This is a genomic window from Sphingobium jiangsuense (assembly GCF_014196495.1).
Lineage (GTDB): Bacteria > Pseudomonadota > Alphaproteobacteria > Sphingomonadales > Sphingomonadaceae > Sphingobium > Sphingobium jiangsuense.
On record NZ_JACIDT010000002.1, the window covers coordinates 466,276 to 491,011 of the forward strand.

A 24,736-nucleotide genomic window follows, 5' to 3' on the forward strand; every position below is an offset into this window, starting at 1 on the left:
TCCGTTACCGGGTCGCGGAAAGCGTCCGCTTGGGCTACTCACGAACATATGTCAATACGCCGTCTGCCCGAACATCTCATCAACCGCATCGCCGCGGGCGAAGTGGTTGAAAGACCCGCCAGCGCCCTCAAGGAACTGGTCGAAAATGCCATAGACGCGGGCGCGGAAAGAATAGCGGTGAGGCTGGCAAATGGCGGGCTGGACCGAATCGAGGTGGTCGATGACGGCTGCGGCGTGGCGCCTGCCGACATGGCCCTCGCGCTGGAGCGGCATGCGACCTCCAAGCTGCCCGACGAGCGCATAGAAGCCGTCGAAACGCTCGGCTTTCGCGGTGAAGCGCTGCCGTCGATCGCCAGCGTCGCCCGGCTGACGATGGAAAGCCGGGTGCGCGGGGCCGACGGCTGGCGGCGGATCGTGGACAATGGCCAGCTCGCGGGCGAGGGACCGCATGCGATGCCGCCGGGCACCGCGATCCGGGTGGAGGACCTGTTCGCCCGCGTGCCCGCGCGGCGCAAGTTCCTGCGCTCGCCCCGGTCCGAATATGGCGCCTGCCTCGACATCGTCCGGCGGCTGGCGATGGCGCATCCCGATATCTCCTTCTCGCTGGAGCATGACGGGCGGCGCACGCTCGCGGTGCAGGGCGGCGAGGGGCGGGAGGATCGCGTCGCCGCGCTGATCGACCGGGCGCTGGCCGACAATCATGTGGTCGTGTCGCTGGAGCGCGAGGGGCTGCGCCTCGCCGGGGTGGCGAGCCTGCCGACCTTCAACCGGGGCGTGGCCGATCATCTCTACCTCTTCGTCAACGGCCGCCCGGTGCGCGATCGGCTGGTGACGGGCGCGGTGCGCGCCGCCTATGCGGACCTGCTCGCGCGGGACAGGCATCCGGTGCTGGCGCTGTTCCTCGACGTGCCGCCGGGCGAGGTCGACGTGAACGTCCACCCGGCCAAGACCGAGGTGCGCTTCCGCGATCCCGCCTTGGTGCGTGGCATGCTGGTGAGCGGCATCAAGCGGGCGCTGGACGATGCCGGGTTCCGCTCCGCCCAGCGGCCGGACGCGGCGTCGATGATGGCATGGCGGGCCGAGCCCGTTTCTCCGACGCCGATCGGCCGCACGCCGATCTTCGATTTCGCCGCGCCGCCGCCTGCCGGGGGAGCGGGGAAGGCGGCGATCCCGCCTTCCTTCTATGGCATCCCGCCGCAGCAGAGCGGGGCGGCGGCGCCGTCGCTGTCCGACGCGGTGCGGTCCTACTGGTCGGGCGACCTGTCGCAGCCCGCGCCCTCGCTCGCCCCCGCCGCGCGCGCGGAGGCCGCCGAAGCCGCGCCGCCCGACGGGGCGCAGTTCCCGCTGGGCGTGGCGCGCGGGCAGGTCGCCAAGACCTATATCGTCGCGGAGGCCGAGGACGGCCTCGTCATCGTCGACCAGCATGCCGCGCATGAACGGCTGGTGCTGGAGCGGATGCGCCGCGCGCTTGCCGGATCGGGCGTCGCCGCGCAGGCGCTGCTGCTGCCGGAGGTGGTGGAACTGGACGAACCGGCCTGCGACCGGCTGGAGGCGCGGCTGGAGGAACTGCGCGAATTCGGGCTGGAGCTGGAGCGCTTCGGTCCCTCGGCGATGCTGGTGCGGGCGACCCCGGCGATGCTCGGCAATGGCGACACGCAGGGGCTGGTGCGCGATCTGGCCGACGATCTGGCGCAGGCGGACGAGGCGCTGACGCTGCGCGAGCGGTTGGATCATGTCGCGGCGACCATGGCCTGCCACGGCTCGGTGCGCGCGGGGCGGGTGCTGTCGGTCGCCGAGATGAACGCGCTCTTGCGGGAAATGGAGGTGACGCCCCATAGCGGCCAGTGCAATCATGGCCGTCCGACCTGGGTGAAGCTGGCCCATGGCGACATCGAAAAGCTGTTCGGCCGAAAATGATGCCGCCCGCCTGCTCTTCCCCCGCCCAATTCAGCGGAGCTTCATAATTGCCTTTGCACAAATCCCCGGCCATGACCGTCCGTTCTCTCCTTCTGCTGTCCGGCCTGTCCCTGATGCTCGCGGCCTGCTCGCACGACCCGCAGCCGTCCGCGAACGAGGGCGGCGGGAACAGTGTGTCCAACGTGGTGGCGAACGCCATCGACGATGCGGAAAGCGCCGTCGATGAAGTGGTGAACAGCGCCGATCCGGCCCCCGTCAACCTGATGAGCGCACAGCTGCCCTCCGGCTGGGGGCGGGATGCCGATGCCTTTACCGATCAGGATATCGCGCTGGAGCCGATAACGGACGCGGCCACGCTGCGCGGCGCGAAGGAGATGGGCTGCACCTTCCTGACCGATGGCACCGACCAGCCGATCCTTGTCGCCAAGGCCGAGCTGCGCGCCGATGCGAAGGCGGTGGCGGTGGTCGGCAATGCGGGCGTCCGTCAGCGGCTGGTCAGCGCCGATGCGGGCGGCTTCACCGCGCTGGCCAGCGGCATGCGCTTCGATGGGCGGGGTGCCTCGGTCGCCGTAAAGCTCAAGAGCCGGGTGTCGCTGACGCCGGTGGGCAAGGATTCCTCCTATCCCGCCAATCTGATGGTGACCGCCGGACAGAGCCGCCAGCGCATCTATTCCGGGCGCTGGATCTGCGGGCTGTAGGCCGCGCGCGCCTGCCTGTTTTTCAGGGCCGGCGTTGCATCATGCCGATGGAAATCTGGCTCATCACCGCTTCGCCATGCTGGTTGAGCGTGGTCCAGCGCCCGCGGATGACGCCGCGGTCGGGCTTGCTGCGGGAGGGCATTTTTTCCAGCAATTCCGTCTCCACGCTCAGCACGTCGCCGGGGTAGACGGGGCGCAGCCAGCGCAATTCGTCCATGCCGATGCCGCCCAGGCTCGCCTTGTCGAGGCCGATCGCCTGCCAGTGGTCGGTGATGAGGCGCATGGTGATCGCCGCCGTGTGCCAGCCGCTCGCCGCGAGACGGCCGAAGAGGGAGGCCGCCGCCGCCTCGTCGTCGAGGTGGAAGGGCTGCGGGTCGTAGCGCCCGGCAAAGGCCAGCACTTCCTCGCGGGTGACTTCGTAGCGGCCGAAGCGTTCGATCTTGCCGATCTCCAGATCGTCGAAATAGAGTGTCATGCGGTCCTGATGGCATAAAGGTGGGGCAAGGGAAAGCGCGGGGCGCGCGGCGAGGGCGGCCGAATGGGATGCAGATCGGCGGGATGCGGGCGCGCGGTCATGGCTGGCCGGGTTCCGCCCCGGCGGCGGCTCTTTTGGCCATGGAAAGGCTCATCGAGCGCATTGAGTCGAGCAGCGCGCGGGCAAGCGCCGGGTCGCGCGCGGCGACATCCTCCATCGCTTCCTCCATGCAGCCGATCCATTGCTCCGCCGTGCGGCGGTCGATCCCCGGCATGGCGGCATGGGCCGACATGATGCAGGCGCCCGGATTGCGATCGAACCAGTCGCGCGGCCCGCCCATCCAGCCGACCAGAAAATCCGTCAGCCTTTCGCGCATCGGGTCGAGGTCGTCGGCATGGATCGCCCGCAAGTCGCGATAGGCCGGGTTGCCGTCCATCCGGTCGTAAAAGCGCCCGACGAGGGAAGCGACGGCCGCCCGCCCGCCGATCCGGTCGAACGGCGAGCGCGGCCTGGCGGTGATCCTTTGCGGGCGCAGGCTCATGATGCCGGGGCGCGCGCGGATCAGCTGTGCAGGAAGTGCATCACGTCGCCGTCCTGCACCACATAATTCTTGCCCTCGGCGCGCAGCTTGCCCGCCTCGCGCGCCTTGGCCTCGCCGCCCAGCGCGACATAATCGTCATAGGCGATGGTTTCGGCGCGGATGAAGCCTTTCTCGAAATCGCTGTGGATCTCGCCCGCCGCATTGGGGGCGGTGGCGCCCTTGTGGACGGTCCAGGCGCGCGCTTCCTTCGGCCCGACGGTGAAGAAGGTGATGAGGTGCAACAGTTCGTATCCTGCGCGGATCACGCGGGCGAGACCGGTTTCCTCAAGGCCCAGTTCGGCGAGGAATTCCATGCGCTCGGCCGCATCCATGCCGACCAGATCGGCCTCGATCGCTGCGGAAACGACGACGGCCTGCGCGCCCTCGGCGGCGGCCTTCTCGAACACCTTCGCGCTGAAGGCGTTGCCGGTCGCCGCACTCTCTTCCTCGACATTGCAGACATAGAGCACGGGCTTGGAGGTCAGCAGTTGCGCTTGACGGAACACGCGCAGTTCCTCGTCATCGGCGGGGATGACGAGGCGGGCGGGCTTGCCCTCGCGCAGCAGGTCGAGCGCCTGCCCCAGCACCGAAGCGATGAGCTTGCTTTCCTTGTCGCCCTGCGCGGCCTTCTTTTGTGCCGCAGGCACCCGCTTTTCGAGGGATTCGAGGTCGGCGAGCATCAACTCGGTCTCGACCGTCTCGGCATCGGCGATGGGATCGACGCGGTTGTCGACATGCTGGATGTCGTCATTCTCGAAGCAGCGCAGCACGTGGACGATCGCGTCCACCTCGCGGATATTGCCGAGGAACTGGTTGCCCAGGCCCTCGCCCTTGGACGCGCCGCGCACGAGGCCCGCGATATCGACGAAGGCAAGCTGGGTCGGGATGATCTTCTGGCTGCCCGCGATCGCGGCGAGCTTGTCCAGCCGCGCATCGGGCACCGCGACATTGCCGACATTCGGCTCGATCGTGCAGAAGGGATAATTGGCCGCCTGCGCCGCCTGCGTTTCGGTGAGCGCGTTGAACAGCGTGGACTTGCCGACATTGGGCAAGCCGACGATACCGCATTTGAAACCCATATCCCTTTGATCCTTATGCGTCTTGCTGGCGAAGAGCGATGTCGTTCATGAAGCGGGCGTCGTCGCCTCTGGCGAGCCATTCCGCCTCCGCGCCGATCGCGCCGAGCATGTCGGTGAGCGCGTCTGTCTCGCTCTTGTGGTAATTGGAAAGGACATGGCCATGGACCCTGTCCTTGTGGCCGGGGTGGCCGATGCCGATCCGTACCCGGCGGAATTCCTTGCCGATATGCGCGTCGGTGGAGCGCAGGCCGTTATGCCCCGCCGTGCCGCCGCCGCGCTTCACCTTCACCTTCATCGGCGCGAGGTCGAGCTCGTCGTGAAAGACGGTCACGTCCTCGGGCGCGAGCTTGTAGAAATCGACCGCCGCGCGGACGGCGCGGCCGCTTTCGTTCATGAAGGTCGCGGGCTTCAGCAGCAGAATCTTTTCAGGGCCGAGCCGCCCTTCGGCGACCCAGCCCTGAAACTGCTTCTTCCACGGCGAAAAGCGGTGCATGTCGGCGATCAGGTCGAGCGCCATGAAGCCGACATTGTGCCGGTGGAGCGCATAGTGCGTGCCGGGATTGCCGAGGCCAACCCAGAGTTGCATGTGCGCTCCCCCGCCTTTCGCGCCAAAACCGGGAAGGGATTATTCCCCTTCGCCCTCGGTCTTGGTGGTGTCGCCTTCTTCGCTCTTCAGCGAGGACGGAGCGACGATGGTCGCGAGGGTGAAGTCGCGGTCGTCGATCGCGGTCTTCGCGCCCTTGGGCAGCTTGACGGCGCTGATGTGGATGGAATCGCCGACTTCGAAGCCGGTCAGGTCCACGACCAGATCGTCGGGAATCTCGGCCGCGTCGCAGATCAGCTCGACTTCGTGACGGACGATGTTCAGCACGCCGCCGCGCTTTAGGCCCGGCGAGGCCGCTTCATTGGCGAAGACGACCGGCACGTTGACGCTGACCGTGGTGTGCTCGCCGACGCGCAGGAAGTCCGCGTGCAGCGGGCGGTCGGTGACGGGGTGGAATTCGACGTCCTTGGGCAGGGTGCGGACGGCCTTGCCGTTCACTTCCACCATGACCACGGAATTGAAGAAATGGCCGGTGCCCAGCAGCTTGTTGAGGAGCTTTTCCTCGACATGGACCAGGGTCGGTTCTTCGTTATTGCCATAAATGACGGCGGGTACGCGGCCTTCGCGGCGCAGAGCGCGGGAGGCTCCCTTGCCAGCCCGTTCGCGTACCTCGGCCGACAGCGTAAGCTGATCGCTCATTGCATGTCTCCAGGTTTTACAGTGCACATATGCCGCCACGCCTCCAGGGATGACCATGACGGACGGGCGGCCAATAGCAGAAATGCGCGAGAAGGCAAGGGGCGGTTCGATAGGCGGTCCATGCGGGGCTGCAAAACGCGCTATCCTGCGCTTCGGTGCTCACGGACCTCAAGTCCGCTGCGCTCCGATGCTCGGACGGCACATTTTTCGCCTCCGCCTGAACTGCCTATCGAACCGCCCTGCCGGCGGGTTTGGATTGGCTGTCAACATCAAAACGCCCGTCCGGGCTGAGCTTGTCGATCCTAAGGGCGACCGAAGGTCAACGGCTGCTTTTCTTCTGGGCAGAAGAAGAACAGGGCTTCGACAAGCTCAGTCCGAACGGGGTAGGGGGGGCGCTATTTTTGCGCTACCTCGGTGGTGACAAGCCGCTTCGCCGCCAGCTTGCGCTGGTTCAGCATGTCGAGGACGCTGTTCTTCCCCGCCAGATGGCCCGCGCCCACCGCGAGGAACACGGTGCCCGGCTGCTCCAGCCGCTTGGCGACCCAGTCCGCCCAGCGGGCGTTGCGGTCGAACAGCAGCAGCTTGGCCAGCTCCGGCGTAGCCTCCAGCGAGGCGTTCATCTGCTCGGCCAGCGCGTCGGGCTTGCCCTCGGCCCAGTTGCGCAGCAGCTGGTCGAACTCGCTTTCCACCTTGGGCAGTTCGGCTACCGTGGTGTTGAGATAGACGAGCTGCGCCTGTTCCGGCAGCGTGTCGAAATAGCCGAGCTGCTGTTCCGCCGTTTCGAGGCCGGTCACCGTCTTGCCCGCATCGCGCGCGGCTTGTTCCAGCGTCTTTTCGACGCCGATATTCTGGTCGTAGCCCAGCCGCTGCAACGGTGCGACGGAAAGGGTGATCGCCACCATCCACGGGTCGAGCTGGTCCATCGTCGCGGCGGGCAGGCCGTTGTCGGCCAGCGCCTTCAGATAGCGCTCCTTCTCCTCCGGCGTCAGGCGGCTGGTGATGGTGGGGCCGTTGGGATTGAGCGCCAGCGTGGTGACGATGCTGTTCATCTTCGACGGATCCGGCTCCACCACTTCCATCACCAGCTCGTCGGACCGGTCGAAGGCGGCCTTCACCTCGCCGTCGAACCATTCCATGCCCGGCTTCAGCATGTGGACGGTGCCGAAGAGATAGATGGTCGTATCCTCGTCGCTCAATTCCCACAGGGCAGGTCGGGCGGACCCGGCGAGCTGCGTGGGCGAGGCGGAGGCAGCGGCCTTGTTTTCCTGCGAGGAGCCGCAGGCCGCCAGCGACAGCGCGAGGGCCGCGCCGAGCCCTGCGCCAAAGTTTGCGAGCGCCCGCGCCCAGTTTTTCAGCCGTTTCGATTGTCCATGATGGGTGAAGCTATGTTCCATGACCTGCTTAATGGCCGCTAATGGCCGCGCGCGCAAGCCGCGCGGGCGCCGCCGCGTCCGCTAATCACTTGACCCTGATGCCGCCATGCGCCAAGGCGGCAGCCGAAATTCCGGCACCATTGCTCAATGAAGGACGAGATGGCCGAAAAGGCAGCGAGTTTGAGCTTTCAGGACCTGATCCTGACCCTGCACGACTATTGGGGCAAGCAGGGCTGCGTGATCCTGCAACCCTATGACATGGAGGTCGGCGCGGGCACCTTCCACCCGGCGACGACGCTGCGCAGCCTCGGCCCGGAGCCGTGGAACGCCGCCTATGTCCAGCCCAGCCGCCGACCCACGGATGGCCGCTATGGCGAAAACCCCAATCGCCTCCAGCATTATTACCAGTATCAGGTCATCATGAAGCCGTCCCCGGCGAACCTTCAGGAGCTGTATCTGGGCAGCCTGAAGGCGATCGGCATCGATCCGCTGCTGCACGACATCCGCTTCGTCGAGGATGACTGGGAAAGCCCGACGCTGGGCGCCTGGGGGCTGGGCTGGGAAGTCTGGTGCGACGGCATGGAGGTGACGCAGTTCACCTATTTCCAGCAGATGGGCGGCTTCGACTGCAAGCCGGTCGCGGGCGAGCTGACCTACGGGCTGGAGCGGCTTGCGATGTATATTCAGGGCGTCGACAGCGTCTACGACCTGCGCTTCAACGACGCGGTGGGGGATCGCCCGGCGGTGAGCTATGGCGACGTGTTCCTCGCCAATGAGCAGCAGATGTCGAAATGGAATTTCGAGATCGCCGACACCGAGAAGCTGTTCCGCTGGTTCCGCGACGCAGAGGCCGAGTGCAAGGCGAGCATCGCGGCGGGCGTGCCGCTCGCGGCCTATGATCAGGCGATCAAGGCGAGCCATGTTTTCAACCTGTTGCAGGCCAGAGGTGTGATTTCGGTTCAGGAACGGGCGAGCTATATCGGCCGCGTTCGCGACCTCGCCAAGGGCAGCTGCGAGGCGCATATCGAGAAGAACCGCGCGGAGTGGGAAGCGAAATTTCCGGGGTGGAGCCTCTGATGGCCGATTTTCTGTTGGAATTGCTGTGCGAGGAAATCCCGGCGCGGATGCAGGCCAAGGCGTCGGAGGATCTGGCGCGCCTGTTCGCGGAAAAGCTGGCCGAGGCTGGACTGAAGGCGGAACGCCTGACCTCCTATGTGACGCCGCGACGTCTTGCGCTGATCGCCCATGGCCTGCCCGCGCAGACGCAGGCGGTGAGCGAGGAATATAAGGGGCCGCGCACCTCCGCGCCCGCGCAGGCGCTGGAAGGCTTCCTGCGCAAGACGGGCCTGGCGCAGGATCAGCTTGAGGATCGCGATGGTGTCTGGTTCGCGGTGGTGGAAAAGCCCGGCCGCGCGACCGTCGACGTGCTGGCCGAGGCGGTGCCCGCGATCGTGCGCGCTTTCCCCTGGCCCAAGTCGATGCGCTGGGGCGACGCTTCGGCGACGACCGAGTCGCTGCGCTGGGTGCGTCCGTTGCAGGGCATCGTCGCCATTTTCGGCGAGGATCTGGTCGATATCGAGATTGAGGGCGTGCGCAGCGGCTATGGCACGCTGGGGCATCGTTTCCATCATCCGGGCGAAATCACCATCGGCGGCGCACAGGATTATGCCGGCAAGCTGCGCGCCTGCCATGTGATCGTCGATCAGGAAGAGCGCAAGGCGATCATCGAGGCGCGGGCCAGGGCGCTCGCGGCCGAGGCGGGTTTCGAACTGATCGAGGACAGGGGGCTGGTCGCGGAAAATGCGGGGCTGACCGAATGGCCGGTGCCGCTGCTGGGGCGGTTCGATCCGGCCTTCCTTGAGGTCCCGCCTGAGGTTATCCAGCTAACCCTACGGATAAACCAGAAATATTTCGTGCTGCGCGATGGCGCGGGCAAGCTGGCGCCCGCCTTCATCTGCACCGCCAATATCGATGCGGTGGACGGCGGCGCGGCGATCGTCGCGGGCAATGGCAAGGTGCTGGCCGCCCGCCTTTCCGACGCGCGCTTCTTCTGGGAACAGGACAAGAAGGTGCCGCTGGCCGAGCAGGCGAAGAAGCTGGCGCGCATCACCTTCCACGAAAAGCTGGGCACCGTCGCCGACAAGGTGGATCGCGTGGCGAAGCTGGCCCGCTGGCTGGTGGAGGAGGGGATAGTCACCCCCGCCACCGTCACCCCAGCGCAGGCTGGGGTCTCAAGCCCCGGCGCGTCCACGCCTGAGATGCCAGCTTCCGCTGGCATGACGCGGGAGACGCTGGCCGACCTCGCGGAACAGGCTGCTCGCCTCGCCAAGGCCGATCTCGTCACCGAGATGGTCGGGGAATTTCCCGAACTTCAGGGGCTTATGGGCGGTTATTATGCCCGTGAGGAAGGACTGCCCGACGCGGTGGCCGATGCGATCCGCGATCATTACAAGCCGGTCGGGCAGGGCGACGCCGTCCCCACCGCGCCGGTGACTGTCGCCGTCTCGCTGGCGGACAAGCTGGATACGTTGCGCTCCTTCTTCGGCATCGACGAAAAGCCCACCGGCTCGCGCGATCCCTTCGCGCTGCGCCGCGCTGCGCTGGGCGTGATCCAGATCGTCACCGAAAACGATCTGCGCTTCCCGGTCGCGGAGGGCGACCTGCTCGATTTCTTCGCCGACCGCCTCAAGGTGCAGCAGAAGGAAGCGGGCGTCCGTCATGACCTGATCGACGCGGTGTTCGCGCTCGGCGGCGAGGATGATCTGGTCCGCCTGCTCGCCCGCGTGAAGGCGCTCCAGAATTTCGTCACCACCGATGACGGCGCGAATCTGCTCGCCGGGTACAAGCGCGCGGCCAATATCCTGAAGAAGGAGGCGGGCGAGGCCGGCCAGTCGCAGACCGGCGAGGAAGATCCCGGCGCCGCGCTCGACGATCCAGACGTGGCCGAGGCGATCCGCGTCCATGAGGAGGCCTTCCCCTCCGCCTATGAGCGGGAACCCGCCGAGGCCGCGCTCATCGCCGCGCTCGATGCGGCGGAACCGCGTGCGGATGCAGCAATAGCGGCGGAGGATTATGAAGGCGCGATGGTGGCGCTCGCGACGCTCCGCGCCCCGATCGACGCCTTTTTCGACAGCGTTACGGTGAATGCGGCCGAACCGGAAAAGCGGGCGGCCCGTCTTGCTTTGCTACAGCGCATATATGACGCGGTGCACAAAGTTGCTGATTTTTCGAGGATCGCGGGCTAAAGGAATGCCGAAAAAATCGGGCATGTCCCGATAATCCGGGAATTCCTTCAGTTTCAGGCGGTGTCATTGCCTGGGTTTCATCAGTGCAGGGGTGAGAATAGAATGACCAAATATGTGTACCGGTTCGGCGGTGGCGTCGATGATGGCGGCAATGGGGACAAGAACCTGCTGGGCGGCAAGGGCGCGAATCTGGATGGCATGGCGTCGATCGGCCTGCCGGTTCCCCCCGGCTTCACCATCACCACCGAAATGTGCACCCGCTATTATCAGGAAGGCGGCAAATTCCCCGACAGCCTTTATGACGAGGTGAAGCGGGGCATCGCGCATATCGAATCGGTCACGGGCAAGAAATTCGGCGATGCGTCCGACCCGCTGCTGGTGTCGGTGCGTTCGGGCGCCCGCACCTCTATGCCGGGCATGATGGACACGGTGCTGAACCTCGGCCTCAACGACGCGACGGTCGAGGGGCTGGCCGCCGTTTCGGGCGATGCGCGCTTCGCGTGGGACAGCTATCGCCGCTTCATCCAGATGTATTCCGACGTCGTGCTGGCCCTCGACCATAGCGCGTTCGAGGAAGCGCTGGAAATCGCCAAGGAAGACAAGGGTTTCCACCTCGATACCGAGATGGGTGCGGAGGATTGGAAGGCGCTGGTCGGCGAGTATAAGGCCATTGTCGAAAAGCTGTGGGGCAGGCCCTTCCCGCAGGATGTGAACGACCAGCTCTGGGGCGCGGTCGGCGCCGTGTTCGGCAGCTGGGAATCGGATCGCGCGAAGGTCTATCGCCGCCTCAACGACATTCCGGGCGAATGGGGCACCGCCGTCAACGTGCAGGCGATGGTGTTCGGCAATATGGGCGACACTTCGGCGACGGGTGTGGCGTTCACCCGCGACCCGGCGACCGGCGAGAACGCCTATTATGGCGAATATCTCATCAACGCGCAGGGCGAGGACGTGGTCGCGGGCATCCGCACGCCGCAATATCTCACCAAGGCCGCGCGCGAGCGGGCAGGGGCCAGGCCGCTGTCGATGGAAGAGGCGATGCCCGAAACCTATGCCGAGCTGGCGCGGGTGTTCGAGATCCTCGAAAAACATTATCGCGACATGCAGGACATCGAGTTCACGGTGCAGCAGGGCAAGCTCTGGATGCTCCAGACCCGGTCGGGCAAGCGCACCGCCAAGGCCGCGCTCAAGATCGCGGTGGACATGGCCAATGAAGGCCTCATCACGCAGGAAGAGGCCGTCGCCCGCGTCGATCCCGCCGCGCTCGACCAGCTTCTCCACCCGACGCTCGATCCCAAGGCGCCGCGCGACGTACTGACCAAGGGCCTGCCCGCCTCGCCGGGCGCGGCCAGCGGCATCATCGTGTTCGACGCCGATACGGCCGAGCGCCGCGCCGAACTGGGCGAGGCGGTGATCCTCGTTCGCGTCGAAACCTCGCCGGAGGATATTCACGGCATGCACGCGGCCAAGGGCATCCTGACTGCCCGCGGCGGCATGACCAGCCACGCGGCGGTGGTCGCGCGCGGCATGGGGCGACCCTGTGTGTCGGGCGCCGGCTCGCTGTCGATCGACGGCAAGGCGAAGATCCTGCGCATCGGCGACCGCCAGCTGGCCGAGGGCGACATCCTCACCATCGACGGCGCGACCGGCGAGGTGATGGCGGGCGAGGTGCCGACCGTGCAGCCGGAGCTGGCGGGCGATTTCGGCACGCTGATGGGCTGGGCGGACAAGGTGCGCCGCCTGAAGGTGCGCGCCAATGCGGAAACGCCGGCCGATTGCCAGACCGCGCGCGATTTCGGCGCCGAAGGCGTGGGCCTGTGCCGGACCGAGCATATGTTCTTCGACGCGGGCCGCATCACCGCCGTGCGCCAGATGATCCTGGCCGACAGCGAGGCGGGGCGGCGCGAGGCGCTGGCCAAGCTGCTGCCTGAACAGCGCAGCGACTTCACCGCGATCTTCGAGGTGATGGCGGGCCTGCCGGTGACGATCCGCCTGCTCGATCCGCCGCTGCACGAATTCCTGCCGCATGAGGAGGCGGAGTTCGAGGAAGTGGCGAAGGCCGCCGATGTCGGCGTCGAAACGCTGAAGCGCCGCGCGGCCGAACTGCACGAGTTCAACCCGATGCTCGGCCATCGCGGCTGCCGCCTGGGCGTCACCTATCCCGAAATCTACGAGATGCAGGCCCGCGCGATCTTCGAGGCGGCGCTGGACGTCGCGGCGAAATCGGGCGAGGCGCCGATTCCGGAGGTGATGATCCCGCTCGTCGCGACCAGGAAGGAACTGGAACTGATGAAGGCGGTGGTCGAGGCGACCGCCAAGTCCGTGTTCGAGGAACGCGGCAAGACCATCGACTATCTGGTCGGCACGATGATCGAACTGCCGCGCGCGGCGCTGATGGCGGGCGAGATCGCCGAGGTGGGCGAATTCTTCTCCTTCGGCACCAACGACCTGACGCAGACGACCATCGGCATCAGCCGCGACGATGCGGGCCGGTTCCTGACGCAATATGTCGACAAGGGCATCTTCGCCCGCGACCCGTTCGTCAGCCTCGATGTGGAGGGCGTGGGCCAGTTGATCGAGATCGCCGCCGAGCGCGGGCGCAAGACCCGGTCGGGCATCAAGCTCGGCATTTGCGGCGAGCATGGCGGCGATCCCGCCTCGATCGCCTTCTGTGAAAAGACCGGTCTCGACTATGTCTCGGCCTCGCCCTACCGCGTGCCGATCGCCCGTCTGGCGGCCGCGCAGGCGGCGCTCGCGGCGAAGAAATAATTCTGCAAAAAGGGGGTTGCCAGACGCGGCAACCCCCTCTATCAGCGCCTCACCCACGGGGCGCTGCCCCGATGAAAATTGGGCAGGCGCCCGTAGCTCAGCTGGATAGAGCATCAGACTACGAATCTGAGGGTCGGACGTTCGAATCGTTCCGGGCGCGCCATTTCGGTTCAAAGGCACGAACGCCTAGCACCGCCGCCTCTACGCCAGAGGCGGCGGTTAGCGTTCGGAGCAGCTCGCTCCGTAGGCCACGAATGCGGACCTCCTTCCGGCTCACCACTTCAACCCGCTGCGCGACCGCGCGAACCTGATCGCGGGCGAACGTCCCGTCGCCGTTCCGCAGCTTCTTTTTCAGGGCAGCCGCGAAGGCGCGCAGGCTCTCCGGCGTGATCGCCGGACCGATCTTCGCGATATGCGCCAAGGCACGCTCGGAGTCGCCCTTGGCCTGGTCGCGCGTCGCGGTCAGCTCCGCGATGCGATCCTTGAGCGACGGATCGCTCACGTCGATGACTCCGTTCTCGATTGCATCATAGAGGCGCTTGAGCTTCGCCTCCGCCTCCGTCGCGCGCCGCTCAAGGTCGGCGACATGCTCGCGGCGCTGGTTCACCCACTCGTCGCGCCGTTCGAGGATCTGATCCATCAGAGCTTCGAGCCGCGCCGGGTCAAGCAGCCGCGCTTCAAGATGATCGACCACGGCCTCATTGAGCCGATCCATCGGCACGGTGACGCCGGGACAGCCGGTCGCACCCTGCCGCGCCTTCGTCGAGCAGGTGTAATAGCGATATTCCCGCCCGACGCTGCTGGTGCCCGTGCGCAGCGTCATCGCGCCGCCGCAGCACGCGCAGAAACAGATGCCGGTGAGCAGCGTAGGGCCGCCCACCGCCATCGGCGGCATCATCTTCGGGCTGCGCGCCTTGAGCGACCGCTGGACCGCCTCGAACTCGGCTTCCGAGACGATCGCCGGCACTTCCATGACGGCGTGCTCGCTCTCGGGCTTCGGCGTCTTCGTCTTGTGATCGCGGGTGTTGAAGCGATGCTGGCCGATATAGGTCGTGCGGGTCAGAACCTGATGCACCGCGCCCAAGCCCCACCGCCCGCCGTCGCGGGTGTGGATGTTGTTCTCGTTGAGCCAGGTCGCGATCGACTTGAGGCCCATCGGCCCTTTGTTATCGACGCCGTTCAACGCCATGCGATAGATGCGCCGCACCGTCTCGGCCTGGATCGGGTCGATCTCCAGCTTCTTCTTGATCTTCGCTCCGCGCTCCCCAGCCGCGACCACGCGGTAGCCGATCGGCGCACGCGCTCCGTTCCAGAAGCCTTGACGCGCGTTCTCCTTCATCGCCCGCAGCGTATGCTTGCCGTTCTCCTTCGACTGATATTCGTCGAATAGCGTCATGATCTGGCGCATCATCACGCTCATGGGATCGTCGCCCAAGTCCTGCGTTATGGAGACGAGCTTCACGCCGTTCTTCGCCAGCTTCCTGACGTAGAACTCGAACTGGAACTGGTCGCGGAAGAACCGCGAGAAGCTGTGAACGAGGATGACGTTGAACGTCGGCGGCTTGGTCATTGCCGCGTCGATCATCGCCTGGAAAGCGGGGCGACGATCGTCCGTCGCGGTGTTACCCGGCTCGACGAACTCGGCCGCGACCTCCCAGCCGCGCGACAGGCAATAGCCTTCGATCTGGCGGCGCTGGTCGGGAATCGACAGGTCGCTCTCGGCCTGTCGGCCGGTTGAAACGCGCAGGTAAAGGGCGGCGCGAGCGGTCGCCACGACCGGCGCCTCATCCTCATTCCGTCGCAAGGCGGCGCCGGTCATGACGCTTCACTCCTCACTTCACGGCAATGGTCCGAACAGCTTGTCCAGCTCTTGCCGCATGTGGCCTTCGATCGCGCGCAATTCCGCGTCGCCGATCGGAACGCGCTCCGGCCAATCATCGGTGACGACGATCGGCCCCTCATCCTCACGCGGCGAAGCCCGGCGCGGCGCGACGCGGTTGGTGTAGTCATGCAGGTCATCCGGGCATTCGGCCCAGCGACGAGGCGTGCGGCGGCGGAGCTTGCGAGGAAGGGCCATCCCACCACGCTGCCGTGGGTTCGCACGTCGCACAAAGGTTCTGTCGCGGCGTAGCGTAAATAGGAACGCGCGGCGGTGTAGTGCATCGCAGGGTTTGCCGTGATCGGTCTCATCGTCACTCGTCCGACTCGAAGCTGCGATTCTCGCGGCAGTGCCAGAGGCGCAGTATGAAGATCGTCGCGTCCGCGATTTCGTAGCGCAGCTCGTAATTGCCGACGGTGATCCGCCGGACCTCGCGTGGCTCGTAGGCTTCCAGCTTCTCGCCGATCCGGGGATAGTCGAGTAGGCGATCCGGCGCGCGGGCAAGCTGCTGAACAACCCGCGTCGCCGGGTCCGGGGCGACCGGCCGCAGATGCTCGTGCAGCCGCACGAGATCGGAGGATGCCTTGCCGGTCCACTTGATCCTCATGCCGAGGGGGGCGGCAGCGGCTTTTCCGTGCCGAGGCTATCGGCCCAAGCCTGAACCGCCTGATGGTCGATGACGCGGCCCGCATCCACGTCCTCCAGGGCTTCGAGCGTCATACGATGACGCTCCTCCTCCTGATCGACCCAGGCGGCGAGCGCCTGTTTCATCACCCAGCCGCGCGAGCGTTCGAGCCGCGAGGCCATCGCCTCGACCTTTTCCGCCAGTCCGATGGGGACGTGCGCCGTCAAAACTTTCGTGTCTGTGGCCATCGCAGCACTCTCTATCAGTATGATTAAAATATAATCGAGATGGTGATGGAACGCAAGTTGGCGCCTCCCTACGGGACCGCCGCTCTATCTCCGCTGCGCTCCGACCGAGCCCCTACGGGTCTCGGCCCTGCCGGGTGACGATCAGCATGGCGGGACGGCGCTGGCGCGCCGATCGGTGAACCCGTGAGCGGGTCCAGTTCTTCGGAGCTGCGGAGATCGGGCCAGGGCTGCGCCGGCCCGATCGCATCGTTTGAAGCTCTCCCCGTCGGTGGGGTGGGCGACGCTTCCCTCTAGGCCCGCCGCGCCGGGCCGCAACGCGCGTGCCGCGCTTACCTCCTCTGCGTTCCGGCCCTGCGGGTGCTGCCCGGCTCCGCCGGCGGGCCTGCCGGTCGCTTCTTCGCCGCCCACCCCATTCCGGGGTGAGTGTGGTTTTAAGGAGAAGTGTGATGAACGCTGTGACCGAAACCGCAGCCGCCGCGCCTGTGTCGGGCGTTGAAATCTTCCTGCCGCTCGCCAAGCTCAAGAAGTCCCCGCGCAATGCTCGCAAGGTGCCGCATGGGGAAGCCGCAATCGAGGCGCTGGCCGCTTCGATCCAGCATAAGGGGCTGATCCAGAACCTTGTCGTCGAGCCCGAGATCAAGGAGGACGGGACGCCGACCGGCTATTATCTCGTCACCGCTGGCGAAGGCCGCAGACTGGCGATGCTGCTGCGGGCCAAGCGCAAGCAGATCAAGAAATCTGAGCCGGTGCGCTGCTGGCTGGATACGGCGAACGACCCGTCCGAGATCAGTCTGGACGAGAACGTGACCCGCACGCCGATGCACCCCGCCGACCAGTTTGAGCGGTTCCGCGAGCTTGCGGACGGCAAGGGCTGGGGCGCGCAGGAGATCGGGGCGCGGTTCGGCGTTTCGGCTTCTGTGGTGAAGCAGCGGCTTCGCTTGGGCGCTGTCAGCCCGAAACTGTTGCAGGTCTATCGCGAGGATGGCCTTACGCTGGACCAGCTTATGGCCTTTGCGATCACCGAGGACCACGCCCGGCAGGAGCAGGTTTTCGAGGGTCTGCATCACAACCGCGAGCCGTGGATCATCCGGCGCGACATGACCGCGAGCAACGTCCCTGCGACCGACCGGCGCGCGGTGTTCGTCGGGGCCGACGCCTATGTCGAGGCGGGCGGCAACATCATCCGCGACCTGTTCAGCGAGGACCGGGGCGGGTTCTTCGAGGATGCGGGCTTGCTCGATATGCTCGCCACCGAGAAGCTGCGCGAGATCGCGGGCAAGGTTCAGGCCGAGGGCTGGAAATGGGCCGAGGCACATATCGACTATCCCCACGCCCACGGGATGCGGCGCTTCTATCCGCAGGCCGTTACCTTGTCTGACGATGACGAGGCGCGGTTGGAGGCACTGTCCACCGAGCATGACGAGCTTGCCGAAGGCTATTCGTCCTATGACGAGATGCCCGAGGACGTGGCGGAGAAGCTGGAGGCGATTTCCGACGAGATCGATGCCATTTCCGAGAAGCGCTTCGCCTACGACGCCAACGTGATCGCGCGTGGCGGCGCGTTCGTCGTGCTTCACCATGACGGGACGGTCAGGATCGAGCGCGGTTTCGTCCGCGCTGAGGACGAGGCGCTGGCCGACTCGCAGCCGGAGCCGGACGCTGACGCCGGCACGACCGACCCTCAGGCCGGGGAGGACGAGCAGGCCGAAGACGGCGATGAGGACGTGCAGGATTTCGAGGACGAGGAACCGGGCAAGCCAATTTCCGACAGCCTCACCCGCGACCTGTCCGCTCACCGGACGCTGGCGCTTCGCGTGGCGCTTGGCGAGCAGCCCGACATGGCTCTGATCGCGCTCACCCACACGCTGACCGCGCAACTGTTCTACAGCTATGCGGAGGCCGGTTGCCTTGAGGTTCGTCCGACTGTGACGCCGCTTGGCAGTCATGCGGATGGGATTGAGGACACGCCCTTGGCGGCGCGGGCGAGCGAGGCGCGCGAGGCGTGGGCCGAGCGGATGCCGCGTGACGTGGCGGACCTGTGGGGCTTCATCGTCAATCTGGACGACGAGAAGCGGCTGGCGCTGCTGGCGCATTGCGCGTCCCGCACCGTCAACGCCCTGCGGTTGCCGTGGGATCGCAAGCCCCGGACGCTGCAAACGGCCGACAGACTGGCGACCGCGCTGGCGCTGGACGTGGCGAAGGACTGGACGCCCACGGTGGACAGTTACCTTGGCCGCGTCACCAAGGCGCGTATCGTGGAGGCGGTAACCGAAGGTGTTTCGGAGGACGCCGCCCGCCGTATCGCGGACATGAAGAAGCCGGACATGGCGCAAGCCGCCGAGCAGCTTCTGGCCGGGACCGGCTGGCTTCCCGCTGTGCTGCGGACTGCGCAGCCGGAGGCGGAGCAGACCGCGACTGTCGCGGTCGAGGACTCCGAGGCCGTGGAGCAGGCATCCAAGGCCGAAGCGGCCGAGTCGCCGGGCTTGGACGAGGAAGCCTCCTACGCCGTTGCCGCCGAATAGCGGCATCGGACCGGGGCCGCGCGAGCGGTCCCGGCCTTCCGTCGAAGAGTGGTAATCGCGGACGCGCCCCGTGCCGGGACGCGTCCGCTTTTATCACGCGAGCAGAAATCGTCGCTCGCCGGGCGCTGCCCGGCTCGCGGAACAGGTTTATCTTGATTGCGGCGCGATGGCGATCGCCGAGAGGTCGTTGGCCGGATCGACTGTCACGCCAGCCGACCTTCGCTCGGAATAGCGGTCGACAAGCTGTGCGGCGTGCGGGCGCAGCAGCACCGTGAACCGCACCAGCTCCTCCATCACATCCACGATCCGGTCGTAATAGCTGGATGGCCTCATGCGTCCGGCGTCGTCGAACTCCTTGCAGGCCATCGCCACGCTCGACTGGTTGGGGATGGTGAACATCCGCATCCAGCGGCCGAGGAGTCGCAGCGTGTTGACCGCGTTGAACGACTGCGAGCCGCCCGACACCTGCATGACGGCGAGCGTGCGCCCCTGGGTCGGGCGCATCCCCTTCATCTCCAGCGGGAGATGGTCGATCTGCGCCTTCATGATGCCGGTTATCTGCCCGTGCCGCTCCGGGCTGCACCACACCATGCCTTCGGACCACAGGGCATGGTCACGCAGTTCGTGGACGGCGGGGTGATCGTCGCCCTTCACCTGGTCGGGTAGAGGCAGGTCGGAGGGGTCAAAAATCCGCGTCTCCGCACCGAAAAGTTGGAGCAGCCTTGCGGCTTCCTCGACCGCGAAGCGCGAGAAGGACCGTTCGCGCAGGGAACCGTAAAGCAACAGGATACGCGGCGGATCGCCCCCGCCAAGGCCGAGCGCGGGCCGTTCACGGACATAGCGTAGATCAAGCGCGGGTAGATGCGTCGGGTCGGGCAGCGCGCGGAGACGGATCAAACGGTTGTTCCTTTCTCATACCAGCCTCGTGTCCGCTTCACGATGGCGACGACCGACAGCATTACCGGCACCTCGACCAGCACGCCGACCACCGTGGCGAGCGCCGCGCCGGAATTGAGACCGAAAAGGCTGATGGCGGCCGCAACGGCCAACTCGAAGAAATTGGATGCGCCGATAAGGGCGGCGGGCGCGGCCACGCACCACGCCACGCCGAACCGGCGGCTCAGCCAATAGGCCAGCCCCGCGTTGAAATAGACCTGGATCAGTATCGGCACGGCGATGAGCGCGATTACCAGCGGCTGCGCCACGATCGCCTCGCCCTGGAAGCCGAACAGCAGCACCAGCGTCGTCAGCAGGGCAACGAGGGACGCCGGGCCGAGCCGCGCCAGCAGCCGATCGAGCGCGGCCTGCCCACCCGAGGCCAGCACGCGCCGCCGCACCAGTTGCGCAACGATTACCGGCACGACGATGTAGAGGCCGACCGAGATCAGCAGCGTGTCCCACGGCACCGTCACCGAGGCGACGCCGAGCAGCAGCCCGACCAGCGGCGCGAACAGGAACACCATGATGATGTCGTTGAGCGCGACCTGGCTCAGCGTATAGGTCGGTTCGCCGTTGCAGAGGTTCGACCAGACGAACACCATCGCCGTGCAGGGCGCGGCGGCGAGCAGGATCAGCCCGGCGATGTAGGACGGACCTTCGCCTGCCGGCAGCAGCGGAGCGAACAGCCAGCCGATGAAGATTGTGCCGAGCAGGGCCATCGAGAAGGGCTTGACCGCCCAGTTGATGAATAGGGTGACGCCGACGCCCCGCAAGTGCTGGCGCACCGATCCCAGCGCGCCGAAGTCGATCTTGAGCAGCATCGGCACGATCATCAGCCAGATCAGCACCGCCACCACGAGATTGACGCGCGCCACCTCAGCCGTGGCGATGGCCCCGAACAGGTTGGGCAGCGCGTGGCCGAGCGCGATGCCCGCGACGATGCACAACGCCACCCACAGGCTCAGATACCGCTCGAAAAAGGACAGGCCGGGACGCGGCAGCGCAGCGTCGGCGGAGACGGTCGCCATGCTCAGACTACTAACGCGCCGGTGGCATCGACGACTTGCTGCCCGTCTTCCTTAGCGAAGGCGCCCCGCTGCGGGGCGGGGAGCAGGTCCAGCACGGCCTCCGAGGGCCGGCACAGCTTTACGCCTAGCGGCGAGACAACCAGCGGGCGGTTGATGAGGATCGGATGCGCCATCATCGCGTCCAACAAAGCGTCGTCGGTCAGGCTTTCGTCGCCCAGTCCCAGTTCGGCATAGGGCGTGCCCTTCTCGCGAAGCAGCTCACGCGGCGTGATCCCGGCGCGCTCGATGAGTTGGACCAGCAGCGCGCGAGCCGGCGGCGTCTTGAGATATTCGATGACATGCGGCTCGATACCCGCGTTGCGGATCAGCCCCAGGACGTTGCGCGACGTGCCGCACTCAGGGTTGTGATAGATGATGATGTCGATCGGCCTCATGCGGCGTCTCCGCGCCGCGCGGTCGAACCTTCGGCATGGCCGATCTCATGCAGCTTCGCGCCAAGCGCCTTCGCTTCGAGAGCCCCGATTGGTAGCGCGAGGAACAGCTTGATCCGGTTCTCCAGATAGCGCAGCGCCGTGACGAAGGCGCGCTCGCGCTCGATCTCGGTTCCTTCCACATGGCTAGGGTCTTCGATCCCCCAATGCGCGGTCATCGGATGGCCGGGCCAGATCGGGCAGGTTTCACCCGCCGCGTCGTCGCAGACGGTGAACACGAAATCCATGTGCGGCGCGCCGGGCCGGGAGAACTCCTCCCAGCTTTTGGAGCGCAGTCCTTCGGTCGGATAGCCGATCCGCTCCAGCAGCCGCAGCGCCACAGGGTTGATCTGGCCCTTTGGAAAACTCCCGGCCGAGAAGCCGCGAAAGCGGCCTTCGCCCAGCTTGTTCATGGCGCTTTCGGCCAAGATCGAGCGCGCCGAATTGCCGGTGCAGAGGAACAGGACGTTGAACACGCGATCGGCGGGCATGGCAGTCTCCGTCAGCAGCAGGGGACGAGTTCGGCGACGAGAGGCGCGCACAACTCCGGCTTTCCGGCGCAGCAGTCCTTCACCAGAAAGAGTGTGAGCGCCCGCAGCGTATCGAGGTCGGCACGGTAGATGATCGACCGGCTTTGCCGCTCCGACTTCACCAACCCCGCGCGTGATAGGATGCCGAGATGTGCCGACATCGTGTTCTGCGGCACATCGAGCTGACGCGCGATCTCGCCGGCCGGCAAGCCATCCGGCTCATGCCGCACCAGCAGCCGGAACGTATCAAGGCGTGTCGCCTGCGCGAGAGCGCCGAGAACAGCGATAGTCGACTCGGTATCCATATATCCAGATTAGCAGATATGTAATTTTAAGCTACTCCTCTCGCACATTCGCGCGATGTCAAAGCCTGAGTTCAAGCGGCGCGAGGGCCAAACAGAATAATTGCCGCGCCGGCGAGGCAGATAATGGCCCCGATGACATCCCATCGGTCCGGCCGCAGCCCCTCCACGGCCCAGAGCCAGCCCAAAGACGCCGCAATGTAGACGCCGCCATAGGCGGCGTAGGTGCGCCCTGCCGCTTCGCTGTCCACCAACGTCAGTAACCAGGCAAACAGCGCCAGCGAGATCATGCCCGGCACGAGCCACAATGGCGTCTTGCCGAGGCGCAGCCACGCCCAGAAGGAGAAGCAGCCGGCGATCTCGGCTAAGGCCGCACCGACATAGGCGAAGGGCGTGATGGTCATAGGCTCCCTATCCGTGGGGATGCGGCGCCGGTGCCAGCGTCTCGATGATACGGCAGTCCGCGACCGTGCCACCCTTGCAGGAGGTGATGAGCGCGGACAACTCTTGGCGCAATGCTGTCAGATCGGTGATCTTGCGCTCGACTTCAGTAAGATGATCGCGGGCGAGCGCATCAACCGTCGCGCAGTCCCGGCCGCGATCGTCCGACAGCGACAGCAGCGCGCGCACCTGATCGAGCGGAAAGCCGAGATCGCGCGCGCGGCGGATGAACGAGAGCCGGCCAAGCTCCGGCTCGCCATAGGCGCGATAGTTGCCGCCCGTGCGTGGCGGATTCGGCAAAAGGCCGATCCGTTCGTAATAGCGGATCGTCTCAACCTTCGTGCCCGTCGCCTTGCCCAGTTCGCCGATAGTGAGCGCCATGCCTTGACCCTATAGTTGCTACAGGGTGCATATAGCCGGTCGCATCGAGCGAATCGAGGTGACGTATATGGCAGGCGGATGCTGCGGCGGTTGTGAGACACCCCCGGCGAAGGACGAGGCATGGCGGCGCGTGCTATGGATCGCGCTCGCCATCAACGCCGGCATGTTCGCGATCGAGATTGTCGCTGGCGTCGCCGCCCACTCGGCATCGCTCAAAGCCGACGCGCTCGACTTCCTCGGTGATGCCGCCAACTACGCGATCAGCCTCGGCGTCGCCGGCCTGGCGCTGCGCTGGCGTGCGCGGGCCGCGCTGCTGAAGGGGGCATCGCTGTTCCTGCTCGCGCTCTGGGTGCTTGGAAGCACGGTCTGGATGACGCTTGCCGGGGCTCTGCCGCAGGCCGAGACGATGGGCGTCATCGGCGTGCTCGCGCTGCTCGCCAATTTGACCTGCGCCGTCATGCTCTGGCGACATCGTGACGGAGACGCCAACCGCAGATCGGTGTGGATCTGCTCTCGCAACGACGCGATCGGCAACATTGCCGTGGTGGCGGCGGCGCTCGGCGTCTTTGGGACCGGCACGGCTTGGCCCGACATCATCGTTGCCGTGGTTCTCGCTGGCCTTGGCATTTCCGGGGGCTGGCAGATCGTTCGGCAGGCGTTGGCGGAGCTGCACACGGTCGCCACCGTCGCGCGGACGCGGACAACCGATGCGATTGAGAGCGTCTGACGATCTAGGCGCTCATGGCCTCTGTGGATCATCACCGGGTTAGCTGTCATCGACAGTCCCCGCTTCGCCCACGACCAAGCGGCCTCCCGATTGGCTTGATCTAACCGGGGTCGGCTTCGCCTTGCTCGGCCTGGCGCAACGCCGCCGCGCAGCTTTTTTCCGCCGCCTTCGGCTTTGCATCGCGAAGCAAAAAAGCCGCGCGTCGCCATCCTCCGCTGCGCTCCGGCCGCAAGCGGTGCGCGTCCGATCATCCCCGCTTCACCGATCGCCATCGAGGCCGCGGCGGTCGTGGCCCGAGAACGAAAGGAACTTCGACATGGCAACCATCGGCACCTTCACCCAGGCGGGCAACGGCTCCTTCACCGGAACCATCAAGACCTTGACCCTCAACGCCAAGGCGACCCTTCGGCCGATCGACAAGGAGAGCGACAAGGCGCCCGATTACCGCCTCGCAGTCGGAACCATCGAATGCGGCGCGGGATGGAAGAAGACCAGCCGAGAAGGCCGCGACTACATCTCGGTCAAGCTGGACGATCCGACCTTCCCGGCACCGATCTACGCCACTCTGTCCGAGACCGACACCGCCGGCGAATACGCGCTCATCTGGTCTCGCTGACCCCTAACGGCGCCCCCGCTCCACCGGAGCGGGGGCGCCTTGTCATGCTTCTTCTGGCTCCTGAGAGACGGACGGTCCAGAGGCCCGGCATCATCTGTGAGGTTCTTGGGGCGCTGCCCCGAGCGCCCTTCGGAGCGGCTTCCGCCCAGCTTCCTCCTCGCGCGAGCGCGTTCCGTGCAGCCGGTTCCCCGCGAAGCCGCCCACTCCGGTTGCACCCCCGGTCTCGCCGACGGGCAGGGTTTCAGCGCGGCGCTCCGCTGCGCGGAAACCCAAGCCCAAGGAGTTCAGCCATGTATCATCAGCTTGCCACCCGGTTCGGCCGCAACGCCCACCAGATCAGCGGACGTGAGGCGCTCGATAACGAAGCGCTCTATCGCCACGTCCCGTCCATCTTCGCCCGCGAGGCGCACGACAGTCGTTCGGAGCGCTATGTTTATGTCCCGACCATCGACATCGTGGAGGGGCTGCGCCGGGAGGGATGGTTCCCGTTCTTTGCCGTCCAGTCGGTCCCGCGTGACGGCAGCCGCCACGGCCACGCCAAGCACATGCTTCATCTTATGTTTGCAGACGATGTCTCGTCTCAGGGTAAGCCGCTGTTTTAATGTCGATAATAAAATTCCGACGTTTGAGACATTTTGCGTCTATTTCG

Annotated in this window: 25 protein-coding genes, 1 tRNA gene and 1 pseudogene; 10 read left to right on the forward strand and 17 right to left on the reverse strand. The window is 66.1% G+C overall.

From position 1 onward, the window contains the following. Positions 1 to 48 precede the first annotated feature (48 nt). Both mutL and GGR43_RS04760 read left to right on the forward strand, forming a co-directional pair. Complete coding sequence (mutL, locus tag GGR43_RS04755; RefSeq protein ID WP_188070779.1) at positions 49 to 1,917, forward strand: DNA mismatch repair endonuclease MutL; 1,869 nt, start codon at positions 49 to 51, stop codon at positions 1,915 to 1,917. A gap of 71 nt (positions 1,918 to 1,988) precedes the next feature. Next, entirely contained in the window at positions 1,989 to 2,615 is a 627-nt protein-coding gene (locus GGR43_RS04760) for a hypothetical protein (RefSeq protein WP_188070780.1), read from the forward strand. Positions 2,616 to 2,637: 22 nt separating this feature from the next. Here the strand turns inward: GGR43_RS04760 and GGR43_RS04765 are convergent, their stop codons facing one another. The 6 genes from GGR43_RS04765 to GGR43_RS04790 form a co-directional block, all read right to left on the reverse strand. Beyond that, positions 2,638 to 3,090, reverse strand: a complete 453-nt coding sequence (locus GGR43_RS04765) for a MaoC family dehydratase (RefSeq protein ID WP_188070781.1) — start codon at positions 3,088 to 3,090, stop codon at positions 2,638 to 2,640. Positions 3,091 to 3,187: 97 nt separating this feature from the next. Next, positions 3,188 to 3,631: a group II truncated hemoglobin gene (locus tag GGR43_RS04770; protein ID WP_188070782.1), complete on the reverse strand. Its 444-nt coding sequence runs from the start codon at positions 3,629 to 3,631 to the stop codon at positions 3,188 to 3,190. Positions 3,632 to 3,651: 20 nt separating this feature from the next. Further along, a complete protein-coding gene (gene ychF, locus GGR43_RS04775) occupies positions 3,652 to 4,749 on the reverse strand; it encodes a redox-regulated ATPase YchF (protein WP_188070783.1) in 1,098 nt (365 codons plus the stop codon). A 13-nt stretch (positions 4,750 to 4,762) separates the two neighbouring features. After that, positions 4,763 to 5,335 carry an aminoacyl-tRNA hydrolase gene (pth, locus tag GGR43_RS04780; RefSeq protein WP_188070784.1) on the reverse strand — a complete coding sequence of 191 codons (573 nt, stop codon included), beginning with the start codon at positions 5,333 to 5,335 and terminating at the stop codon, positions 4,763 to 4,765. Positions 5,336 to 5,374: 39 nt separating this feature from the next. After that, positions 5,375 to 5,992: a 50S ribosomal protein L25/general stress protein Ctc gene (locus GGR43_RS04785; protein ID WP_188070785.1), complete on the reverse strand. Its 618-nt coding sequence runs from the start codon at positions 5,990 to 5,992 to the stop codon at positions 5,375 to 5,377. Positions 5,993 to 6,387: 395 nt separating this feature from the next. Then, positions 6,388 to 7,386 carry a TraB/GumN family protein gene (locus GGR43_RS04790; protein ID WP_188070786.1) on the reverse strand — a complete coding sequence of 333 codons (999 nt, stop codon included), beginning with the start codon at positions 7,384 to 7,386 and terminating at the stop codon, positions 6,388 to 6,390. Positions 7,387 to 7,524: 138 nt separating this feature from the next. Between GGR43_RS04790 and GGR43_RS04795 the strand changes: the two genes are divergently transcribed. The 4 genes from GGR43_RS04795 (at position 7,525) to GGR43_RS04810 (ending at position 13,542) form a co-directional block, all read left to right on the forward strand. Continuing rightward, positions 7,525 to 8,442 (forward strand): glycine--tRNA ligase subunit alpha, encoded by a 918-nt coding sequence (locus tag GGR43_RS04795; RefSeq protein WP_188070848.1) that lies wholly within the window; start codon positions 7,525 to 7,527, stop codon positions 8,440 to 8,442. Beyond that, the gene (glyS, locus tag GGR43_RS04800) at positions 8,442 to 10,610 is read left to right on the forward strand and encodes a glycine--tRNA ligase subunit beta (RefSeq protein WP_188070787.1); all 2,169 of its coding nucleotides are present in this window, start codon (positions 8,442 to 8,444) and stop codon (positions 10,608 to 10,610) included. The genes GGR43_RS04795 and glyS overlap by 1 nt, the downstream gene beginning before the upstream one ends. 102 nt (positions 10,611 to 10,712) lie before the next feature. After that, the gene (gene ppdK / locus GGR43_RS04805; protein WP_188070788.1) at positions 10,713 to 13,379 is read left to right on the forward strand and encodes a pyruvate, phosphate dikinase; all 2,667 of its coding nucleotides are present in this window, start codon (positions 10,713 to 10,715) and stop codon (positions 13,377 to 13,379) included. 86 nt (positions 13,380 to 13,465) lie between these two features. Next, a tRNA-Arg gene (locus GGR43_RS04810) sits at positions 13,466 to 13,542 on the forward strand. Here GGR43_RS04810 and GGR43_RS04815 read toward each other — a convergent pair. The 4 genes from GGR43_RS04815 to GGR43_RS04830 all read right to left on the reverse strand — a co-directional run bounded on the left by GGR43_RS04815 (position 13,498) and on the right by GGR43_RS04830 (position 16,131). Beyond that, a complete protein-coding gene (locus GGR43_RS04815; RefSeq protein ID WP_188070849.1) occupies positions 13,498 to 15,198 on the reverse strand; it encodes a recombinase family protein in 1,701 nt (566 codons plus the stop codon). The genes GGR43_RS04810 and GGR43_RS04815 overlap by 45 nt on opposite strands. 18 nt (positions 15,199 to 15,216) lie before the next feature. Next, positions 15,217 to 15,456, reverse strand: a complete 240-nt coding sequence (locus tag GGR43_RS04820; protein WP_188070789.1) for a hypothetical protein — start codon at positions 15,454 to 15,456, stop codon at positions 15,217 to 15,219. A 115-nt stretch (positions 15,457 to 15,571) separates the two neighbouring features. Next, entirely contained in the window at positions 15,572 to 15,865 is a 294-nt protein-coding gene (locus GGR43_RS04825) for a type II toxin-antitoxin system RelE/ParE family toxin (protein WP_188070790.1), read from the reverse strand. Next, positions 15,862 to 16,131, reverse strand: coding sequence for a CopG family ribbon-helix-helix protein (locus tag GGR43_RS04830; RefSeq protein ID WP_188070791.1), 270 nt, complete (start codon positions 16,129 to 16,131; stop codon positions 15,862 to 15,864). The genes GGR43_RS04825 and GGR43_RS04830 overlap by 4 nt, the downstream gene beginning before the upstream one ends. A gap of 446 nt (positions 16,132 to 16,577) precedes the next feature. On the opposite strand from GGR43_RS04830, the gene GGR43_RS04835 reads away from it, so the two are divergent. Continuing rightward, positions 16,578 to 18,653 (forward strand): ParB/RepB/Spo0J family partition protein, encoded by a 2,076-nt coding sequence (locus tag GGR43_RS04835; RefSeq protein WP_188070792.1) that lies wholly within the window; start codon positions 16,578 to 16,580, stop codon positions 18,651 to 18,653. Between the two features lie 147 nt (positions 18,654 to 18,800). Here the strand turns inward: GGR43_RS04835 and arsH are convergent, their stop codons facing one another. From arsH to GGR43_RS04870, 7 genes are all read right to left on the reverse strand, one after another. Further along, positions 18,801 to 19,547, reverse strand: a complete 747-nt coding sequence (gene arsH / locus GGR43_RS04840) for an arsenical resistance protein ArsH (RefSeq protein ID WP_188070850.1) — start codon at positions 19,545 to 19,547, stop codon at positions 18,801 to 18,803. After that, positions 19,547 to 20,620, reverse strand: a complete 1,074-nt coding sequence (gene arsB, locus GGR43_RS04845; protein WP_188070793.1) for an ACR3 family arsenite efflux transporter — start codon at positions 20,618 to 20,620, stop codon at positions 19,547 to 19,549. The genes arsH and arsB overlap by 1 nt, the downstream gene beginning before the upstream one ends. Positions 20,621 to 20,622: 2 nt before the next feature. Next, positions 20,623 to 21,054, reverse strand: a complete 432-nt coding sequence (gene arsC / locus GGR43_RS04850) for an arsenate reductase (glutaredoxin) (protein WP_188070794.1) — start codon at positions 21,052 to 21,054, stop codon at positions 20,623 to 20,625. Further along, positions 21,051 to 21,581, reverse strand: a complete 531-nt coding sequence (locus tag GGR43_RS04855) for an arsenate reductase ArsC (RefSeq protein WP_188070795.1) — start codon at positions 21,579 to 21,581, stop codon at positions 21,051 to 21,053. The genes arsC and GGR43_RS04855 overlap by 4 nt, the downstream gene beginning before the upstream one ends. An 11-nt stretch (positions 21,582 to 21,592) precedes the next feature. Further along, positions 21,593 to 21,925 (reverse strand): ArsR/SmtB family transcription factor, encoded by a 333-nt coding sequence (locus GGR43_RS04860; protein ID WP_188070796.1) that lies wholly within the window; start codon positions 21,923 to 21,925, stop codon positions 21,593 to 21,595. Between the two features lie 71 nt (positions 21,926 to 21,996). Beyond that, positions 21,997 to 22,326, reverse strand: coding sequence for a YnfA family protein (locus GGR43_RS04865; RefSeq protein WP_188070797.1), 330 nt, complete (start codon positions 22,324 to 22,326; stop codon positions 21,997 to 21,999). Between the two features lie 7 nt (positions 22,327 to 22,333). After that, entirely contained in the window at positions 22,334 to 22,744 is a 411-nt protein-coding gene (locus tag GGR43_RS04870) for a MerR family transcriptional regulator (protein WP_188070798.1), read from the reverse strand. A 67-nt stretch (positions 22,745 to 22,811) separates the two neighbouring features. On the opposite strand from GGR43_RS04870, the gene GGR43_RS04875 reads away from it, so the two are divergent. From GGR43_RS04875 to GGR43_RS04885, 3 genes and pseudogenes are all read left to right on the forward strand, one after another. After that, positions 22,812 to 23,471, forward strand: coding sequence for a cation efflux transmembrane domain-containing protein (locus GGR43_RS04875; protein ID WP_188070799.1), 660 nt, complete (start codon positions 22,812 to 22,814; stop codon positions 23,469 to 23,471). 316 nt (positions 23,472 to 23,787) lie between these two features. Next, positions 23,788 to 24,087, forward strand: a complete 300-nt coding sequence (locus GGR43_RS04880) for a DUF736 domain-containing protein (protein WP_188070800.1) — start codon at positions 23,788 to 23,790, stop codon at positions 24,085 to 24,087. Between the two features lie 290 nt (positions 24,088 to 24,377). Next, positions 24,378 to 24,662, forward strand: a pseudogene (locus GGR43_RS04885) (DUF932 domain-containing protein); the annotation flags it as partial. Positions 24,663 to 24,736 lie beyond the last annotated feature (74 nt).

Excerpts from the sequence above, each read along its gene's own strand:
- pth (WP_188070784.1), bottom strand. The coding sequence starts at position 5,335 with ATGCAACTCTGGGTTGGCCTCGGCAATCCCGGCACGCACTATGCGCTC.
- GGR43_RS04790 (WP_188070786.1), bottom strand. The coding sequence starts at position 7,386 with ATGGAACATAGCTTCACCCATCATGGACAATCGAAACGGCTGAAAAAC.
- GGR43_RS04765 (WP_188070781.1), bottom strand. The coding sequence starts at position 3,090 with ATGACACTCTATTTCGACGATCTGGAGATCGGCAAGATCGAACGCTTC.
- GGR43_RS04855 (WP_188070795.1), bottom strand. The coding sequence starts at position 21,581 with ATGCCCGCCGATCGCGTGTTCAACGTCCTGTTCCTCTGCACCGGCAAT.
- GGR43_RS04795 (WP_188070848.1), top strand. The coding sequence starts at position 7,525 with ATGGCCGAAAAGGCAGCGAGTTTGAGCTTTCAGGACCTGATCCTGACC.
- arsB (WP_188070793.1), bottom strand. The coding sequence starts at position 20,620 with ATGGCGACCGTCTCCGCCGACGCTGCGCTGCCGCGTCCCGGCCTGTCC.
- GGR43_RS04770 (WP_188070782.1), bottom strand. The coding sequence starts at position 3,631 with ATGAGCCTGCGCCCGCAAAGGATCACCGCCAGGCCGCGCTCGCCGTTC.
- GGR43_RS04865 (WP_188070797.1), bottom strand. The coding sequence starts at position 22,326 with ATGACCATCACGCCCTTCGCCTATGTCGGTGCGGCCTTAGCCGAGATC.
- GGR43_RS04815 (WP_188070849.1), bottom strand. The coding sequence starts at position 15,198 with ATGACCGGCGCCGCCTTGCGACGGAATGAGGATGAGGCGCCGGTCGTG.
- GGR43_RS04875 (WP_188070799.1), top strand. The coding sequence starts at position 22,812 with ATGGCAGGCGGATGCTGCGGCGGTTGTGAGACACCCCCGGCGAAGGAC.
- GGR43_RS04880 (WP_188070800.1), top strand. The coding sequence starts at position 23,788 with ATGGCAACCATCGGCACCTTCACCCAGGCGGGCAACGGCTCCTTCACC.
- GGR43_RS04760 (WP_188070780.1), top strand. The coding sequence starts at position 1,989 with ATGACCGTCCGTTCTCTCCTTCTGCTGTCCGGCCTGTCCCTGATGCTC.
- GGR43_RS04785 (WP_188070785.1), bottom strand. The coding sequence starts at position 5,992 with ATGAGCGATCAGCTTACGCTGTCGGCCGAGGTACGCGAACGGGCTGGC.
- GGR43_RS04825 (WP_188070790.1), bottom strand. The coding sequence starts at position 15,865 with ATGAGGATCAAGTGGACCGGCAAGGCATCCTCCGATCTCGTGCGGCTG.
- ppdK (WP_188070788.1), top strand. The coding sequence starts at position 10,713 with ATGACCAAATATGTGTACCGGTTCGGCGGTGGCGTCGATGATGGCGGC.
- mutL (WP_188070779.1), top strand. The coding sequence starts at position 49 with ATGTCAATACGCCGTCTGCCCGAACATCTCATCAACCGCATCGCCGCG.
- GGR43_RS04870 (WP_188070798.1), bottom strand. The coding sequence starts at position 22,744 with ATGGCGCTCACTATCGGCGAACTGGGCAAGGCGACGGGCACGAAGGTT.
- GGR43_RS04835 (WP_188070792.1), top strand. The coding sequence starts at position 16,578 with ATGAACGCTGTGACCGAAACCGCAGCCGCCGCGCCTGTGTCGGGCGTT.
- ychF (WP_188070783.1), bottom strand. The coding sequence starts at position 4,749 with ATGGGTTTCAAATGCGGTATCGTCGGCTTGCCCAATGTCGGCAAGTCC.
- glyS (WP_188070787.1), top strand. The coding sequence starts at position 8,442 with ATGGCCGATTTTCTGTTGGAATTGCTGTGCGAGGAAATCCCGGCGCGG.
- GGR43_RS04830 (WP_188070791.1), bottom strand. The coding sequence starts at position 16,131 with ATGGCCACAGACACGAAAGTTTTGACGGCGCACGTCCCCATCGGACTG.
- GGR43_RS04820 (WP_188070789.1), bottom strand. The coding sequence starts at position 15,456 with ATGGCCCTTCCTCGCAAGCTCCGCCGCCGCACGCCTCGTCGCTGGGCC.
- arsC (WP_188070794.1), bottom strand. The coding sequence starts at position 21,054 with ATGAGGCCGATCGACATCATCATCTATCACAACCCTGAGTGCGGCACG.
- GGR43_RS04860 (WP_188070796.1), bottom strand. The coding sequence starts at position 21,925 with ATGGATACCGAGTCGACTATCGCTGTTCTCGGCGCTCTCGCGCAGGCG.